General features: G+C 71.5%; 11 protein-coding genes and 3 pseudogenes. 9 read left to right on the top strand and 5 right to left on the bottom strand.

Features of this window, described 5'->3' with window-relative positions; translation table 11 throughout:
- Positions 1 to 9 precede the first annotated feature (9 nt).
- Positions 10 to 865: pseudogene (locus tag ACFRAC_RS25650) on the top strand (IS5 family transposase).
- Between the two features lie 120 nt (positions 866 to 985).
- Here the strand turns inward: ACFRAC_RS25650 and ACFRAC_RS25645 are convergent.
- The 5 genes and pseudogenes from ACFRAC_RS25645 to ACFRAC_RS25625 form a co-directional block, all read right to left on the bottom strand.
- On the bottom strand, positions 986 to 1,873 hold the full coding sequence (locus ACFRAC_RS25645; RefSeq protein WP_382928894.1) for a neutral zinc metallopeptidase: 888 nt from the start codon (positions 1,871 to 1,873) through the stop codon (positions 986 to 988).
- Positions 1,874 to 2,042: 169 nt separating this feature from the next.
- Positions 2,043 to 2,273, bottom strand: coding sequence for a hypothetical protein (locus ACFRAC_RS25640; protein WP_382928886.1), 231 nt, complete (start codon positions 2,271 to 2,273; stop codon positions 2,043 to 2,045).
- A 606-nt stretch (positions 2,274 to 2,879) separates the two neighbouring features.
- Positions 2,880 to 3,299 (bottom strand): PPOX class F420-dependent oxidoreductase, encoded by a 420-nt coding sequence (locus ACFRAC_RS25635; protein WP_382928874.1) that lies wholly within the window; start codon positions 3,297 to 3,299, stop codon positions 2,880 to 2,882.
- A 97-nt stretch (positions 3,300 to 3,396) separates the two neighbouring features.
- The gene (gene tpg, locus ACFRAC_RS25630) at positions 3,397 to 3,954 is read right to left on the bottom strand and encodes a telomere-protecting terminal protein Tpg (RefSeq protein WP_382928863.1); all 558 of its coding nucleotides are present in this window, start codon (positions 3,952 to 3,954) and stop codon (positions 3,397 to 3,399) included.
- Between the two features lie 14 nt (positions 3,955 to 3,968).
- Positions 3,969 to 4,814 (bottom strand): annotated as a pseudogene (locus ACFRAC_RS25625) (transcriptional regulator); the annotation flags it as partial.
- Positions 4,815 to 5,384: 570 nt separating this feature from the next.
- On the opposite strand from ACFRAC_RS25625, the pseudogene ACFRAC_RS25620 reads away from it, so the two are divergent.
- From ACFRAC_RS25620 to ACFRAC_RS25585, 8 genes and pseudogenes are all read left to right on the top strand, one after another.
- Positions 5,385 to 6,167, top strand: a pseudogene (locus ACFRAC_RS25620) (cytochrome P450); the annotation flags it as partial.
- 159 nt (positions 6,168 to 6,326) lie between these two features.
- Entirely contained in the window at positions 6,327 to 7,316 is a 990-nt protein-coding gene (locus ACFRAC_RS25615) for an aldo/keto reductase (RefSeq protein ID WP_382928845.1), read from the top strand.
- A gap of 140 nt (positions 7,317 to 7,456) precedes the next feature.
- Entirely contained in the window at positions 7,457 to 7,990 is a 534-nt protein-coding gene (locus ACFRAC_RS25610) for a Ku protein (RefSeq protein WP_382929426.1), read from the top strand.
- 171 nt (positions 7,991 to 8,161) lie between these two features.
- Positions 8,162 to 8,362, top strand: coding sequence for a hypothetical protein (locus ACFRAC_RS25605; RefSeq protein ID WP_382928828.1), 201 nt, complete (start codon positions 8,162 to 8,164; stop codon positions 8,360 to 8,362).
- 253 nt (positions 8,363 to 8,615) lie between these two features.
- A complete protein-coding gene (locus ACFRAC_RS25600) occupies positions 8,616 to 8,885 on the top strand; it encodes a CU044_2847 family protein (protein WP_382928823.1) in 270 nt (89 codons plus the stop codon).
- 2 nt (positions 8,886 to 8,887) lie between these two features.
- Positions 8,888 to 11,056: a trypsin-like peptidase domain-containing protein gene (locus ACFRAC_RS25595; RefSeq protein ID WP_382928817.1), complete on the top strand. Its 2,169-nt coding sequence runs from the start codon at positions 8,888 to 8,890 to the stop codon at positions 11,054 to 11,056.
- A complete protein-coding gene (locus tag ACFRAC_RS25590) occupies positions 11,053 to 12,003 on the top strand; it encodes a MoxR family ATPase (protein WP_361349800.1) in 951 nt (316 codons plus the stop codon). The genes ACFRAC_RS25595 and ACFRAC_RS25590 overlap by 4 nt, the downstream gene beginning before the upstream one ends.
- A 202-nt stretch (positions 12,004 to 12,205) precedes the next feature.
- Positions 12,206 to 15,538, top strand: a complete 3,333-nt coding sequence (locus ACFRAC_RS25585) for an SAV_2336 N-terminal domain-related protein (RefSeq protein ID WP_382928804.1) — start codon at positions 12,206 to 12,208, stop codon at positions 15,536 to 15,538.
- Positions 15,539 to 15,649 lie beyond the last annotated feature (111 nt).

The raw sequence follows: 15,649 nt of genomic DNA, 5'->3' as shown, positions 1-15,649 counted from the left end.
AGGCGAGGAGTGAGTGCTCGTCGTCCGTACCGCAGTGACGTGTCCGATGCCCGCTGGGCCTTGATCGAACCGGTCTTCTCCGCCTGGCGGGCGACGAGACGGACCGGACCCGGCACGGCAGCTCGGGTGCACGACCTGCGGGAGATCGTCAACGCGATCCTCTACGTCAACCGCACCGGCATCCGATGGGAGTACCTGCCGCACGACTTCCCGCCGTACAAGACCGTCTACGACTACTACGCGAAGTGGGAAGCAGACGACACCACCCAGCAGGTCCACGACCTATTACGCGACAAGGCCCGGCGGGCTCACGGCCGCAGCGCGGAGCCCACTGCGGCCGTGGTGGACGCGCAGAGCGTGAAGACCTCGGCAAACGTCGCCGAGACCAGCCAGGGCATCGACGCCGGCAAGAAGATCAAAGGGCGCAAGCGGCACCTGATCACGGACACGCTCGATCTGGTGTTGGCCGTCCTGGTCACCGCCGCCAACGTGCACGACACCACCGGCGGCAAACTCCTGCTCGACGACCTGACTGCGGCACATCCCAGCGTGACCAAGGTCTGGGCCGACGGCGGTTACCAGAACAGCATCTTCAACCACAGCGCCCGGCTGGGCATCGATGTCGAGGTGGTGCAGCGGCCACGGGCGAAGGCGGTTCGAGCCGCTGCCGAAGCGGTGGGTGATCGAGCGGACCTTCAGCTGGCTGATGCAGCACCGGCGCCTGGCGCGGGACTACGAAGCCCTCCCGCAGAGATCCCGGACAATGATCCCCAGGGCGATGGCTAACAAAATGTCCCGCGAGCTGACTGGAGAATCCGTACCAACCTGGCAAATCGAAAAGGACATCCCGCCCACATCGGCGTGAACACTGATCAGATGCTCTCTAAGTCAGTAACCACCGACCGCGGCACGGCACGGCACGATACGCGATCTGCCCACCAGCGGCGGCCCACAGCCGGGCGTCGTGCCGTGGTTGTCAGCGTAGTCAGCTGAACGTGTTGCAGCTGGAGACGCGGCCGGAGCGGTAGCCGGTGGAGAACCATTGCTGGCGCTGGCGCGCGGAGCCGTGCGTCCAGGTGTCGGGTGTGACCCTGCCCTGGTAGCGCTGCTGGATACGGTCGTCTCCGACGGCGGCGGCCGCGTCCAGCCCGCGGTTGATGTCCTCCTTCGTCAAGTCGGTGATCAGTGGCTTACCGCTCTTGGGGTCGGGGGTGGTGGTGGCGTGGTGGGCCCACACTCCGGCATAGCAGTCCGCCTGCAACTCGAGTTTCACCGAACCGCTGTTCTGGCCCTTTCCGCTGCCGCGGGAGATCGTTCCGCTGAGGTCCTGGACGTGGTGGCCGTATTCGTGCGCGATGACGTAGGCCTCGGCGAACGGGCCGCCCTTGGCGCCGAACTTGCTGCTCAGGTCGTTGAAGAAGTCGAGGTCGAGATAGACCTTGTCATCGGCTGAGCAGTAGAACGGGCCGACGTCGGAAGTCGCGTTCCCGCAGCCGGTATTCACACTGCCGGTGAACAGGAACGTCGGGGCTTGCTGGTAGGGCTTGCCGACGGCTGTCTCCGTCTGCTTCCAGAATGCCTGCACGCTGTCGACCATGGCGACGATCCGGCACTCCTCCTTGCGATTGGCGTCGGCACCGGTCCGGCAGTCCGCCGCGAGGTCCGCGGCTGACTTGCCGGAAGAGGACGTGTCGCTGCTGCCCGAGCCGAACATGCCGGGGTCGACACCCAAGAGCACGGACGCGACCAGCACCACGAGCCCGACCAGTCCCCCGCCGATGGTCTTCCCGCCGCCTGGGATCCCGCCCAGCGCACCTCCCCGCCCGTCCTCGACCTCGGACGTGTCCAGAGCAGCATCGTCGTCGAATTGCATACGTTGGCCTTCCCTCAAGCAGCACGCTGGACCGCCCCGCGTCGTCCCGCTCGCCTACCCCGTACGAGGACATCCCCATCCCGTCCTCTTCCTGCTCCACCTCTGGGAGGAGCCGGCGGGCGACGCCGCGACGCCGGAGGAGGTAGCCGAGGACCGCGCTCGTCGTAGATCAGCAGGTCCATGCGCCGTCCTCGGCTGGCGCGCCTTTCCCCGCGAGGCGGGCCAGCTGGACCTGCGCCCGGCTGCGGATCCACTGACGCAGCACGCCACACAGGTCTACACCAGCCTCATCCGTGCACAGCCACTCCTGGCCGCCGTCGCCACGATGATTCCCCGCCGCAGTCATCCCGGCGCCGAAGCCGACCAGGCGCGCCTGGTCGAACTCGCCCAGCAGGGCCACCTCGCCACCGCCGCCACCGCGGCCGCACGGGCCCGCGCGGTGCAGGAGTGGGTCGGGCCGGAAGCCCGGCCAAGCCAGCCCGGATCATGGCCGTGGAAGCGGGAGCCCCCGCGACGCGCACCCTGCGGGAGCTGAACGAGACACTGGCCGCCTTGGATCCGGCCCTGACCTCATCCGCCTTCGCCTTACCGGACCCTCAGCGCATCGCGGAGGTCGTCGACGCGATCGGCCAGCTGTCCGCCAGGATGAGAGCGGTACTCCGCACGTCCAGTCGGGCACCCCGCGAGGAGCCTGCCACGCGACGCGCGTAGCACCAGCAGCCGCCCACCCCCGGCCAGAACCCGGGAGGCTCCACCCCCAGGGCCGCGCCCTGACCGGCGCGGCCTCGGCGCGGCCATCCGAGAAGCGGCGACACCCAGGGCAAGGAGGCGCACGTCGATCACGTGTCGGGCCTTCCGTTCGGCTACGGGTGCCCGGACATGCGGGGCGGCGGTGTGCCGGACCCGCTGCCCGGGGCGGGCGGGTGCCCCCGAGCCGGTGATCCCGATCCTTCGCCGGGGGCGTGCGGGTGCGCGCGGACCGGTGATCTCGGCCCTCCACCGGGTCTCACCCCGCCTGGTCGCTGTCCTTGTGCGCGCCCCAGCCGTGCCAGCGCTCGACCTCGACCCAGGCGCTGAACCGGGTGCGCCCCCGGTCCGGGTAGGGCCGTCCGGTGTAGTGCGTGGAGAGGCGGTCGATGTCGGCCAGACCCTTGTCCTCCTGTATGTCGGTCACCCGGCCGATGAGGGTGACGTGCGTGTACCAGTCGTCCCGGTCGAGGACGGTGAGGGACACCCGCGGGTCGCGGCGTAGGTGCTCCAGACGGACCCGGCCCTCGTCCATGTTCAGGAGGACGCGGCCGTCCTCCCAGAGGTACCAGGTGGGTGTGGTCACCGGGGCACCGTCCTTGCGCAGGGTGGCTATCACGCACGGGTTGGGGTGACGCAGCATCTCTTCGGCCGCGGGCGGCAGCGGGGGCTTGGACATGGGGTTCCCTTCCTGTCTCCCTGTCGTTGGCCGCCGAGTTCCCTGAACGGGGTGCGGCGCACCTCGCCGGAGCCGTCGGGCCACGTCCCGCGGCCGACTACAGCTCGAATTCCAGGTCGATCAGGTCGGTGAGTTCGACTTCGAGGCCGTGGGCGCGGTGGCCGTTGTCGCGGAAGTAGACCTCGCCCAGGGCCTCGGCGGCGATCCGGCGGAGCTGGTCCTCGGTGGCGCCTTCCTCTTGGGCGGTGAAGAGGCGGGCGGCGTGTTGGGGGGGCAGGGCGAGGGTGAGGTGTCGGATGCGGGCGTCGTCGGTGCTGCCGGGTGCGGCGGTGTAGCCGAAGCGGCCCTGGACATCGATCATGATGCCGCTGGTGGCGGCGGCCGTCTGTTTGGCCTTGGCCTTGATCTGTGGCTGCCAGCGGGCGCGGACTTCGCGTTCGAGTCGGTCGGCGAGTTCCGGGCGGGGCGTTTTGATCTGGTTCTTCACATAGCGTTCGACGGTGCGCTGGCTGATGCCGAGCAGTTCGGCCACGCGTCTGGTGCTGCGCTGGTGCTGGCGGACGAGATAGCGCACCTGTGCTCCGGCGGACTTCGGGATGGGGCGCGTGAACGCGCCCTGCACCGCCTTGTCGAGTCCTTCCCCGACCGTGACCATGCCGCGATTTCCCCTTATTCTCCGGTGTCCTTGGTGGTGACCTCGCCGGTCTTGATGTAGCGGGCGAGGTTGGCGACGTGGCCGTCACCGGCGAGCTGTTCGAGCACGCCTGAGCCCCACAGCACGCTCTGGGTGCCCTCGTGCTTGACCATCCCCGGGGAGACGCCGAGCCGGAAGCTGCCGGGCACGGTCTTGCCGTCGGCGTCGTTGGGCAGGACGTCGAGCGGGCTGGGTCCGTCGGCGGCGTACACGGCGCAGTCGGAGAGGACCGCGACCGGATACTGCCCGGTGGCCGCGGCAAGGGCGGCCATCTTGCGGTGCATGTTGATCCGGGCCCGGGAGATCACGGTGGCACGGATGTCGGGCCGCCAGGTCGGGCGGGCGAGGGCGGGCCAGGCCTGTCCCGGCTTCCAGCCGCCGCCGCGCGCCTTCTCCCGCAGCTTGCCGATGCCGCCCTTGACGGTCATCTTGACCGCGTCGACGACGATGCCCAGTTCCGGGTCACGGCTCTTGTAGCCGTCCGTCGCCTCCAGGAACTCCTGCGGTGACAGCTTCTCGCCCACCCCGAGATCCGACATAGTCGCGACGTAGGCATCGCGCAGCCGCTTGTACCAGCCGTCCAGGAACCGGCCGTGCTCTAGGCGCACCCACGCCTCCATGGGGACGACGTCGTAGCCGAGCTCGACGGCATACGCCACGGTGGGCGTGGCATACCAGGCCGGCCCCTCAGGGCGCCGGCCGGACGGCGTGAACGGGCTGGGCAGCAGATCACCGTCGAGGTCGCGCCACTGCTTGCCCACCTTCACCCGGGACGGATCGACGTGGGAGAGGTCGACCAGCCACGAGCCGGGCAGCGACGGCGCCGATCAGCCGCCGGGGCCGCCAGGGCCCCGATCTGCGCCCCGCCACCAGCGACCAGCCCGCCACCCCCGCCTGCACCATGCACTGCACCTTCGCCGACTGGCCGTACGACCCCGACGGGCGATACGACACCGGCTCCGGCCAGATCGGCACCGGCCGCGACCACACCGACGACCGGGGCATCCACGCCGTATACCGGATCTTCGGCATTGACCTGGAGCACCGGCGCGCCTGGGTCGAGCTCGCAGCCGAGATGGTCCCCTTCGCCGCCGCCCCCACCGGCTACGTCGCCCGGCCGCCGCAGTACTCCCGCCCGGACCAGCCGCACCTGTACCGGTTCTGGACCGAACTGGCCCGCCTGCACACCGCCCAGCTCACCCACCCCGCCGACACGGGCCAGTGCACGCACGAACTTGTCCGGGGTGGCCGCGTCCTGATCGCCTCGACCGGCCGCCGACCACCCCACTCCCTGCCGGGGACTCCCGACGGGGCCCCGGCGGGCGGGCCAGACACCTCGCCCCGGCCCGCCTCTTCACCGCGCACACCCGTCACGTGCCACCGACCCGATCTACCCGCTGCCGATGTACGTGGTGGCCGAGCTGATGGGCATCGACGAGGCGCTGCTGCCCCGGCTGAAGGTGCTGTTCGAGAAGTTCTTCTCCACCCAGACCCCGCCCGCCGAGGTCATCACCACCCTGACCGAGCTGGCAGGGATCATGGCGGCGACCGTCGCGGCCAAGCGTGCCGAGCCGGGTGACGACCTCACCAGCGCGCTGGTCCTCGGCTCGGCGGACGGCGACCACCTCACGGACGAGGAGATCGTCGCCACCCTCCAGTTGATGATCGCGGCGGGGCACGAGACGACGATCTCGCTGATCGTCAATGCGGTCGTCAACCTCTCCACGCACCCTGACCAGCGGGAGCTGGTGCTCTCCGGGCAGGCCGACTGGTCGGCGGTGGTCGAGGAGACGCTGCGCTGGTACACCCCGACCTCGCACGTGCTGATCCGCTTCGCCACCGAGGACGTGCCGGTCGGCGAGAAGGTCATCCCGGTCGGCGACGCGCTGATCGTGTCGTACGGCGCCCTCGGTCGCGACGAGGAGGCGCACGGGCCGAGCGCCGGGGAGTTCGACATCACGCGGGAGACCAAAAACCGTCACATCTCCTTCGGCCACGGCCCGCACGTCTGTCCCGGCGCGGCACTGTCCCGGCTGGAGGCGGGGGTGGCGCTGCCCGCGCTGTACGCCCGTTTCCCGCACCTGGACCTGGCGGTCTCGGCGGCCGAGCTGCGCCACAAGCCGGTGGTCACCCAGAACGACCTGTTCGAGCTTCCGGTCCGCCTGAACGGGTGACTTGACTTCGAGCGCGCTTCAGCTCGTAGCGTCGCAGGCGCTCCGGTGCCCGGCGTCCCTCACGGGATGCCGGGCGGCCAGATCCGTCGCTAGATGGATGAAGGGGCCCGAAGTCGTCCGACGTGACGATCGAGTGCGAGCGAAAGGCTGGAACACCACATGCGACAGCGCAGTCTGCGGGACCTGCAAGTGTCGGCGATCGGCCTGGGTTGTATGGGCATGTCGGCTTTCTACGGGACGGCGGACCAGGACGAGGGCGTGGAGACCATCCGGCGCGCCCGCGAGCTGGGCATCAACTTCCTCGACACGGCCCAGATGTACGGGCCGCTCACCAACGAGTCCCTGGTCGGCGAGGCGATCCGGGGCCACCGTGACGAGTACGTGCTGGCCACCAAGTTCAACTACCGGATGGACGACGCGGTACCGGGCGACATGTCCAGCGTGGGCCGTCAGGACGGCTCCGCCGAGCATGTCCGGGCCTCGGTGGAGGGCTCGCTCCAGCGGCTCGGCACCGACCACATCGACCTGTACTACCAGCACCGGGTCGACCCGGACGTGCCGATCGAGGAGACGGTGGGCGCGATGGCCGAGCTGGTCGCCGAGGGCAAGATCGGGCACATCGGGCTGAGCGAGGCGAGCGCGGAGACGCTGCGCCGGGGCAACGCGGTCCACCCGATCACGGCCGTGCAGAGCGAGTACTCGCTGTGGTCGCGGGACGTGGAGGCGGAGGTGCTGCCGACCTGCCGCGAGCTGGGCATCGGCTTCGTCGCCTACTCGCCGCTGGGCCGGGGCTTCCTCGCCGGCCGCTTCTCCTCCCCCGACGAGCTGGACGAGAACGACTACCGCCGCAACAACCCCCGCTTCACCGACGAGCACCTGAAGGCCAACCTGCGCCTGGCGGCCAAGGTCAAGGAGATCGCCGAGAGGAAGGGCGTCACCCCCGCCCAGCTCGCGCTCGCCTGGGTCCTCGCCCAGGGCGACCACATCGTCCCCATCCCCGGCACCAAGCGCCGCTCCTACCTCGAACAGAACGCCGCCGCGGTGGACATCGTCCTCACCCCCGAGGAACTCTCCCAGATCGACGCGGAACTGCCCGAGGTCTCGGGCGAACGCTACGACGAGGCGGGCATGCGAGCCGTGAACCGCTGACCCGACCGCCCCGGTCGGGGCCCGCGCCGCATGCCGGGTCCCGGCCGGACCACGTCAGGGCTCGCCGTCCGGCGAGGGTGAGGTCAGCATGGGCTCGCCAGCAGCAGCACGCTGGTCCGTGACCAGCTCCCCTACACGCGCTGGGCCGGTCGTCGAAGGTGGCGGTCGCGCGCTATGCCTGGTCGGGCCGCGAGCGTCTCGGCCTCATCCGTGTGCGCGGCGACGTCCTGGTCCTGCATGCCATGCGCTGGCCCGACGAAATCCGCTCACCGCAGGAGCTGCTGCCCCCGCCCGTCGAGGTCACCGATGAGGAGATCGAGGGCGCGCTCGCGCTGATGGAGTCGGTGAGCCGGGACGATCTTGACGGCGAGGAGTTCCGCGATACCTACACGGACGCCCTCGCCGAGATCATCGCGGCGAAGCGCGAGGACAAGCCACTGCCGTACGCGCCAAAGCCCGAGGCACCGGGGCAGGTCCTCGACTTCATGGCAGCACTGGCCGAGTCGGTGTCCAAGGCCAGGGCATCCCGCGGCGAGGACGCGGACGTGCATGAGCTGCCGAGGAAGAAGACCGCGGCCAAGAAGCAGACGAGCGCGAAAGCGGCCACGAAGAAGCAGCCGACCAAGAAGACAGCATCCAAGAAGACGGCCGCACGCCGGCCACGCAGCCCATGAGCGAACGCACGGCACTGATTTTGAACAGCACAAAAGAGTTCAGCAGCGCAGTGAACTGTTGCGCGAGAATCGGAAATCCAGTCGTACGGCCAAGGTTCAGTTGGGCAGGCATCCGTTCAGTAGCGCCGCAGGCAGCGGCAGCACGGCAGAGGATCTCGGTTGAGATCGGCCATGTCTGGGTCCACCCCCGACGCCCGCCGCCTGCTCGGTGCCCTCGAACGCGAGGCCACGGCACCTCGACACGCACGCCGCGCTCACCGAGGCGCAGGCGTGTACCGGGCGTGCGGTTACACGGACATCCCGGCGTACGACGACAACGTTTACGCCAGCCACCGGTTCGAGAGGCGGCTGCCCGGCCCCGACGGCGGCTGACGCCGGGGCCGACTGCACCTCTGATCAGGGGAGTTGGCCTCGGCAGGATCGACCGGCATGATACATCTTCGTGTCGGGTCGATGCGTCTCACGTGCCGAACTCTCCCTCGGGCCACGGGAATTCAGTCACAATGTCGGGGTGTCCACCTTCTTGGAGTCAGAGTTCGAAGACGGTACGCCCGTAAGGTTCCTGCTCGCTCCCACCCCGGGCCCCGAGCAACCCCCCGCGCGCGACGACGACCTCCCTGAGGGCATGGGAAGGGCCGTCCCCGTCGCCGCGGGAGGGGGTGCGAGCGTCGCCAACCTCGCGGCCGCCACCCTGCGCGGGGCGCTCAAGCCGCTCGGGCCGCTGCTGCAGGAGGTGCACGACGCCGCCACGGCCGTACCGGATCCGCCGAGCGAACTCAGCGTGACCTTCGGCGTGCAGGTCGGGCAGGACCTCAAGCTCGGGATCGTCGGCGGCAACGGGCAGGCGCACCTCACCGTCACCGCCAGTTGGAAGCCGGCGCCCGGCGCGGAGTGACCGTGGGGTGGTTCAAGCAGGTCGAGGCGGTGCCCGGCGGCGAGGCGAGACCCTGCGTGGCGACCGTGCGCCGCACCGCCGACGGCAAGACGGCGGGCGCGGCGGTCGTACTCGGCGACGACGCGGTTCTGACGTGCGCGCATGTCGTCAACGACGCCTTGGGCAGGGCGATGTTCGAGCCCCGACCGCCCGGCCTCGACGAGCTGTTCGTCGAGGTGAAGGGGACCCGCAAGACCGAGCGGTACCCCGCGCGTGTCGCCCACTGGATCGAGCCGCGCGCCCGCGACGGTGGAGCCGTGCGGGACGGCGACGGGGAGTGGCTCGGTGATCTGGCGGTGCTGCGGATCGACGCGCCGCCCGGCGGGGTGCCCGCGCCCGACCGCCGTACGGCCATGGCGCCCGGTCAGAAGGTGCGCGCCTGGCACGGCAGCGGGCACAGCGCTACCTTCGCCGATCTGCAGGTCGCCGCCCTCGACGGCCCGATCGGCTATCTCGACGGCAAGGGCACGGGCATGGCGGTCGGCCCCGGCTACAGCGGCGGTCCGCTGTGGTCCGAGGAGGACGGGGCCGTCGTAGGACTCGTCGCCGCGCACTTCATGCCGCCCTGCGATGCCGGCGGGGCCACGCTGCCGCACAGCCCCCAGCACATGATCCGGCGCAGCTGGGGCATCCCCTGGCAGCGGATCGAGGCCGAGCTGCGACCCCTCGGCGTACTCCTCACCGAGGACGCCGAGGACGCCGAGGACAGCGAGGACACCGACCCGGACGAGCCCGCCTTCGGCATGCTCGTGGACGCGGTCCGCAATGCTCTGCCGTCTCCGTACTCGCTCGGCGACACCGCCCGCCAACTGGCGCTCGCGTGCGACGTCGGGCAGGGCAGCCCTGTCAGCCCGCCGCTCATCGAGGAATTCGCTGCCTTTCTGCTCCGCCATCCTCGCGCCCTCGCGGCCTTCACCGAGATCCTGCGGCCCAGGAACCCTGAGGCCACCAACCGCGTGCTGGTCGCCGGCCGGCTCTCCCGGACCCCGCTGCTGCTCTCCCCACGCGAACGCCACCGGCTGCACCAGCTGCTGCGCAAGGTCGACCGGCCGGTGCTGGAGCGGATCCCCGAGGCGGTGCGCGAGGCCGCCAAACGGGTCGCCGTCCCGACCGACGGGAGCACCCTGGACGTCCTGCTGGACAAGCTGGAGGAGCTGTCCGGGGACGGCCACTCCGACGACGGCGAGCCCCGGGTCCCGGCGCTGCTGCGGGTCGTCGAGTACGTCGCCGTGCTGTGCCCGGCGCCCCGGCAGGCGGAGCTCCGGCTGTGGTCGGACGGTGTGCGGGTGCGGCTCGGCATCCCGGAGGCGGCACTGCGGGAGCGGCGCTCGGACGCTCGGGACTGGGCCCGGATGCTCCGCGGCCGCCCCCCGCGCAAGCGGGTGCTGGTCCAGGTGGCGCGAGCCGGGCGGGGGCGGCACCGGCTGCGCATCTGGTGCGACGAGGGCACCGGGCCCCGGCAAGTGTCGGCGGACAGCACCGCCTCCCACACGGCGTCCCAGGCGGCCCGCGAACTGCTGCGCGTCCTGGAAACCCTCACGCCGTCCACCGAGGACGGCGGGCGGCCGCTAGTGGAGGTGCTGGTGGACCGCGCCGATCTGAACCTGCCGGTCGACGAGTGGGCGGCTCAGGTGCCCGGCGAGGTCGTGCCGGGGGTGCTCGGTGTGGAGTTCCCGCTGGTCGTGCACTGTCCGGAACTCCTGCGCCGGCACGAGCGTTTTCTTCCCGACTGGCGAGAGCGGTGGAGACAGCTCGACTCCGGCGAGACGCTCGTCGTCTCGGACCCGGCGCAGGACCCGCACCAGATCTACTACGAGCTGATGGGACGACTCGACACGGTCCGGGTCTGCGTCGACGTGCCGCCGGGGCCGCGCGACGCCATCGTTCAGATCTGTCTCGCCGTGGGCATACCGGTGGTCGTGTGGGACCGCGGCCGGGACACGCCCTCGCATGTCACCAAGCACATGGCGGACGTCGCCATCCGCGAACTGCCCGACGCGGTACGGGTCTACCGGGCCAACGCCCGGGGCACCCGCGCCCCGGAGTTTCCCGGCCGCCCGGTCCTCGCCTGGGCCGACGCCGACCGTACCGTGCCCCGACTGCACCTGAGCGAACCACAGGAGAGCGCATGACCTCCGCTTCTGAGGCCGACTGGCGCCTCTTCCGCGGCGACGGCGTCCCGCGCGCCGTCACCCTGCCCTCAGCGCCCCCGTGGCGCCGGTTTAGCCCGACACCCACCGTCCGTCCCGAACTGCCGTATCTGATCCAGCCGGAACACGCCGACGTCGTCAACGCCGCGCTGCATCTGCGCCGCCCACTGCTGGTGACCGGCCCGGCCGGCACCGGCAAGTCGTCGCTCGCCCGGGCGATCGCGCACGAGCTGCGGCTGGGCGAGCTGCTGCGCTGGTCCATCAACAGCCGGTCGACGGTACGGGAGGCGCTCTATCAGTACGACGCGATCGGCCGCCTGCGCGAGACGACGCTGAGTCGCGACCGAGGCGAACGCGAGCCGTCGATCGGCACGTTCATCAGGCTCGGCCCGCTGGGGACGGCGCTCGTCCCGTCGGCGACCCCACGGGCCCTGCTCATCGACGAGATGGACAAGGGCGACGTCGACCTGCCCAACGACCTGCTCACCGTCTTCGAGGAGGGCTACTTCGACATCCCCGAACTGACCCGGCTTCCCGAAGACATGGCCGACGTGGAGGTCCAGACCGCCGACCACCGGGGCACGGTGACGGTCCACCAGGGCCGCGTCCAGTGCGCCGAGTTCCCGGTCGTCGTTATTACGAGCAACGGCGAACGCGAGTTCCCGCCGGCCTTCCTGCGCCGCTGCGTCCGTCTGGCCCTCCCGGTCCCGGACGAGGCCCGCCTGCGCGCCATCGTCACCGCCCACCTCGGCGAGGAGGCCCTGCGGGACGCGGACGACCTGATCGAGGCCTTCCTGCGCCGCCGCGCCCCGGGTGAGCTGGCCACAGACCAGCTCCTCAACGCGGTGTTCCTGCGCAATGGCGGGGTGGACCTGGACGCGGAGGGCCTGCTGGACGCTGTGTTGCACCAGCTGACCGGGGCGTTGTGACGGCGATGGGAGTGCTGGAGGTGGTGCGAGGCCCCGCAGGGCTGCCCCCTGGGCGGGCCCACTGCGGGCCCCGCGCCCGTGGCGAGGGTGGGCGCCGCGAGGGGGCGGACGCTGTCTGTCGGGACACTGAGCGGGTCCGCCGCGGCAGCGCCCCGAAGGGGTGCGGGGCTGGGACATATTCAGCCGCGGGGGCGGGGGCGTCGTGAGTGCCGGTGGGGGTGGTACGCGGCTCAGCGAGGCTCTGCGGGTGCTGGCGTCGGCCGGACAGGAGCTGGACGCCGATCAGGTGCTGGACGTGCTGTGGCTGGCCCGGCGGCTGCCCGGTGGGGTCGAGGCACCGCTCGGCCGGCCCGCGGGCGTCGAGCCGCAGGTGCCGCAGCCGCCTGCCGCCGACGAGCCGGACAAGGCCGCGCCGACCCGGCCCGCCACGGGGCCCGACCCCGACGATCCGGACCTGCCCGACCTCACCGCCCCCTCCCTCTACGCGGCGGCCCGGCAGCCCTCGCCGACGATCCCCGAGATCCGGTTGCGGCAGGACCCCGGGCCGAGCAAGGCACTCCCCGTGCGGGTACCGGAGGACAAGGCCCTGACCGGCGAGCTCGAACTGGGGCGTGCGCTGCGGCCCTTGCGGCGTCGTCAGGCAAGCCCGCACCGGCTGGAGATCGACGAGGAGCGCACCGCCGCCGAACTCGCCGAGACCCTGCTGCCCGACGTGGTACTACGCCCCGTACAGGAGCGCTGGCTCCATCTCGCGCTGCTCGTCGACGACGGCCTGTCGATGCTGCTCTGGCACCGCCTCGGTGCCGAACTGCGCACGCTCCTCGAACGCCTCGGCGCCTTCGCCACCACCCGCGTCCTGGGCCTCGACGCCCGCAGCCCCGGCGAACCGCGCCTGCACGCACGCCCGTTCCGCCCCGACAGCACCCCCGTACCGCTCAGTGCGGTCAGCGACCCGTCGGGCCGGACCCTAGTCCTGGTCGTCAGCGACGGCATGGGCGCCTCCTGGCGCAGCGGCGCCCTGCACGCCCTGCTGTCCGCGTGGGCCTCCCGCGGCCCGGCCGCCCTTCTGCACACCCTGCCGCCCGACCTGTGGGAAGGGTCCGGCATCCAGGCGGAGCGCTGGCAGGCCACGACCCGGCGGATCGGCGGCGCCAACACCTCCTGGGAGATTACCGACCCGGTCCTGCCACCCGACCTCGCCCGCTTCGACGGTGTACCGGTCCCGGTCCTGGAACCGACCGCCGCCTCCTTGCGGAACTGGTCCCACCTGCTCGCCTCACCCGGCGCCACGGTCCAACTGCCGCTGCTGGCCCGACCGCGCCGGTACGGCGACATGGCCACCGCACCGCTCGACCCGGGCGACGCCCAGCACTTCCGGGACGCGGCCACCCCGGAGGCGTACCGGCTCGCCGCCCATCTGGCGGCCGTATCCCCGCTCACGGTGCCGGTCATGCGGCTCGTCCAGACGGCGGTCCCGTGGCGGGCTCGGACCTCCCACCTCGCGGAGGTCTTCCTCGGCGGCCTCATGCGGCCGCATCCAGCGCCGGTGCCCGGCCCACTACCCGCCAAACACCAGGTCTTCGACTTCTCCGACGCGTCGAGGTCGGTGCTTCTCGACGCGGTCCCGCAGTCCGAACTGCTGCGCACCAGCCGCAGCATCGGTCGTCGCCTGGAACAGCTCGCGGGCAACTCTCCCGATTTCCCGGCCTGGCTCGCCCACCCGGACGGCTCCGCACAGCTCCCCGGGTCGCACCGCCCTTTCACCAGCGTGGAGCGGCGGCTGCTGACCCGGTTCGGGGTGTCCTTCGACCCGGGTGTACACGGACTGGAACGCGGACCCGGCCAGAGCGCCGCCTCCCCGGACGGCTGGCAGCCGCTGACCGACGACGACCCCCGCCGGCTGGGCCAGTACCGGCTCCTCGCCCGACGACGGCTGCGGCGGACGGTGGAGTACAACAGCATCGACCGGCAGGGCACCCCGGCCATGGTCCACATCGCACGCTCCGATCTCCTCTTCGACACGTCTGAGTTGATCGCGCTGGAGGCCGAGGCGCTGCGTCGACTGGACGGGCACTACGCGCCCGCCATGCTCGTCGAAGCAACCGACGCCGACAGCCGCAGGCACTGGCTGGCGACGACCCCGGTCCACGACGGCTCCGGAAGGCCGCCACGGCTCGCGGAGCTCTTCAACCAGGCGCACCGGACCGGCACCGCCCCGTTCGACAAACTCACGGCGCTCCTCGTCGGCTGGCACCTGGCGAGCGCGCTGGCCCTGTGCCATCTCCACGAGATCGTGCCCGTGGACCTCAGCGCCGAGAACATCTTCGTGCTGCGGCGGACCGTCCTGCTCGCCGACCTGTCCGACTGCGCGGTGGCCGGCCGGTACGCGGGTACGGGGCCCGCACCGGTCCCCGAGGACAACGTGCGTGCGCTGGGCGAACTGCTCCAGCTGGTCAGCAGCAAGGCGGGGTGGGAACTGCCCGGACAGCCCGAGGGCATGCACCTGTGGCAGGGCGACACCTGGGCGCCACTGCGGCGGGTCGTGCTGCGCTGCCTCGACCCAGATCCGGCCGAACGCCCCACCGCCGGAGAGGTCGCGGACGTCCTGGCGAACTACATCGCTCACGAGCACGTTCCCGCGCGGCAGCCCAACCCCACCCTCCAGCAGGCGGTGCGCGCGCCGCTCGCCCTCCCGCCGGCCGCCGTGTGGCCCACCGCCGAACCGCCGATCCGGCCACCCCGGTTCGCCGCCGCCCGCCGCGAACGGGAGGCCCGGCTGGCGCGCCTGCGCAGACCGTTGCGCCACGCCCGGCGTGTCACCCTCGTCGGCGCCTACCACTACAGCGGCCGGGCGACCACGACGATGGCGCTCGGCTCGCTGCTCGCCGCCGTCCGCGGCGAGCCCGTCCTCGCCCTCGACGGGGCAGCCGACGAGGGCGCGCTCGGCGCCTTTCTCACCCGCCGGAATCCGGCTACCGTGCGCGATCTGGCCGACCTGCCGGCCGAGGCGTCGTACGAGGAGGTTCGCGCCCGCACTACGGCCTTGCCGTCAGGCCTGGAGGTCGCCGCGTACCCGCCTGGGCACGTGCCTCCGAACCTCGCTCACGCCCAGGCGTACGCACACGCGCTGGCGCGAACCGCTCCCTACTACTCCTTCGTCCTCACCGACTGGGCTCCCCTGCGGCTGGACCGGTCGGCCGACACAGTCCTCGACCTCACCGACCGGCTGATCCTTTGCTGCGGCAGCGCCGGCTGGTTCCTCGACGCCGCGTGGCGGGTGCTCGACCGGCTGCGCGGCAGCGGGCGCCGACGCCTGGCGGACGAGGCGGTCGTCGTGATGACCCAGGTGGAGGGCCTCTCCGCCCGGCCCATACCGGACAATCTGCACACGCGCTTCGACATCGGTGCCGACCAGGTGGTCACCGTCCCCTTCGACAAGTCCCTGCACTCTCCGGGCTTCCGGGAGCTGAACCAGTTGCGGACGCCGACGCTGAACGCGTTTCTGGACCTGGCCGAGCTGGTCGTGAGGCACTGAGACGGCCGACTGCGGGGGTGTGAGACGCACGGATCCCCGGGCGGCTGCCGCTGCCCCGGGAGCACAGGTGAGAGGTCGGCTCGGATCCGTCAGATCAGGCCGAGGGAGCGG

The sequence above is a fragment of the Streptomyces sp. NPDC056628 genome (genome assembly GCF_042792555.1).
In the GTDB taxonomy this organism is placed as follows: Bacteria; Actinomycetota; Actinomycetes; order Streptomycetales; family Streptomycetaceae; genus Streptomyces.
Note: the sequence above shows the minus strand (reverse complement) of the source record. Positions and strands in the feature narration are given on the sequence as shown.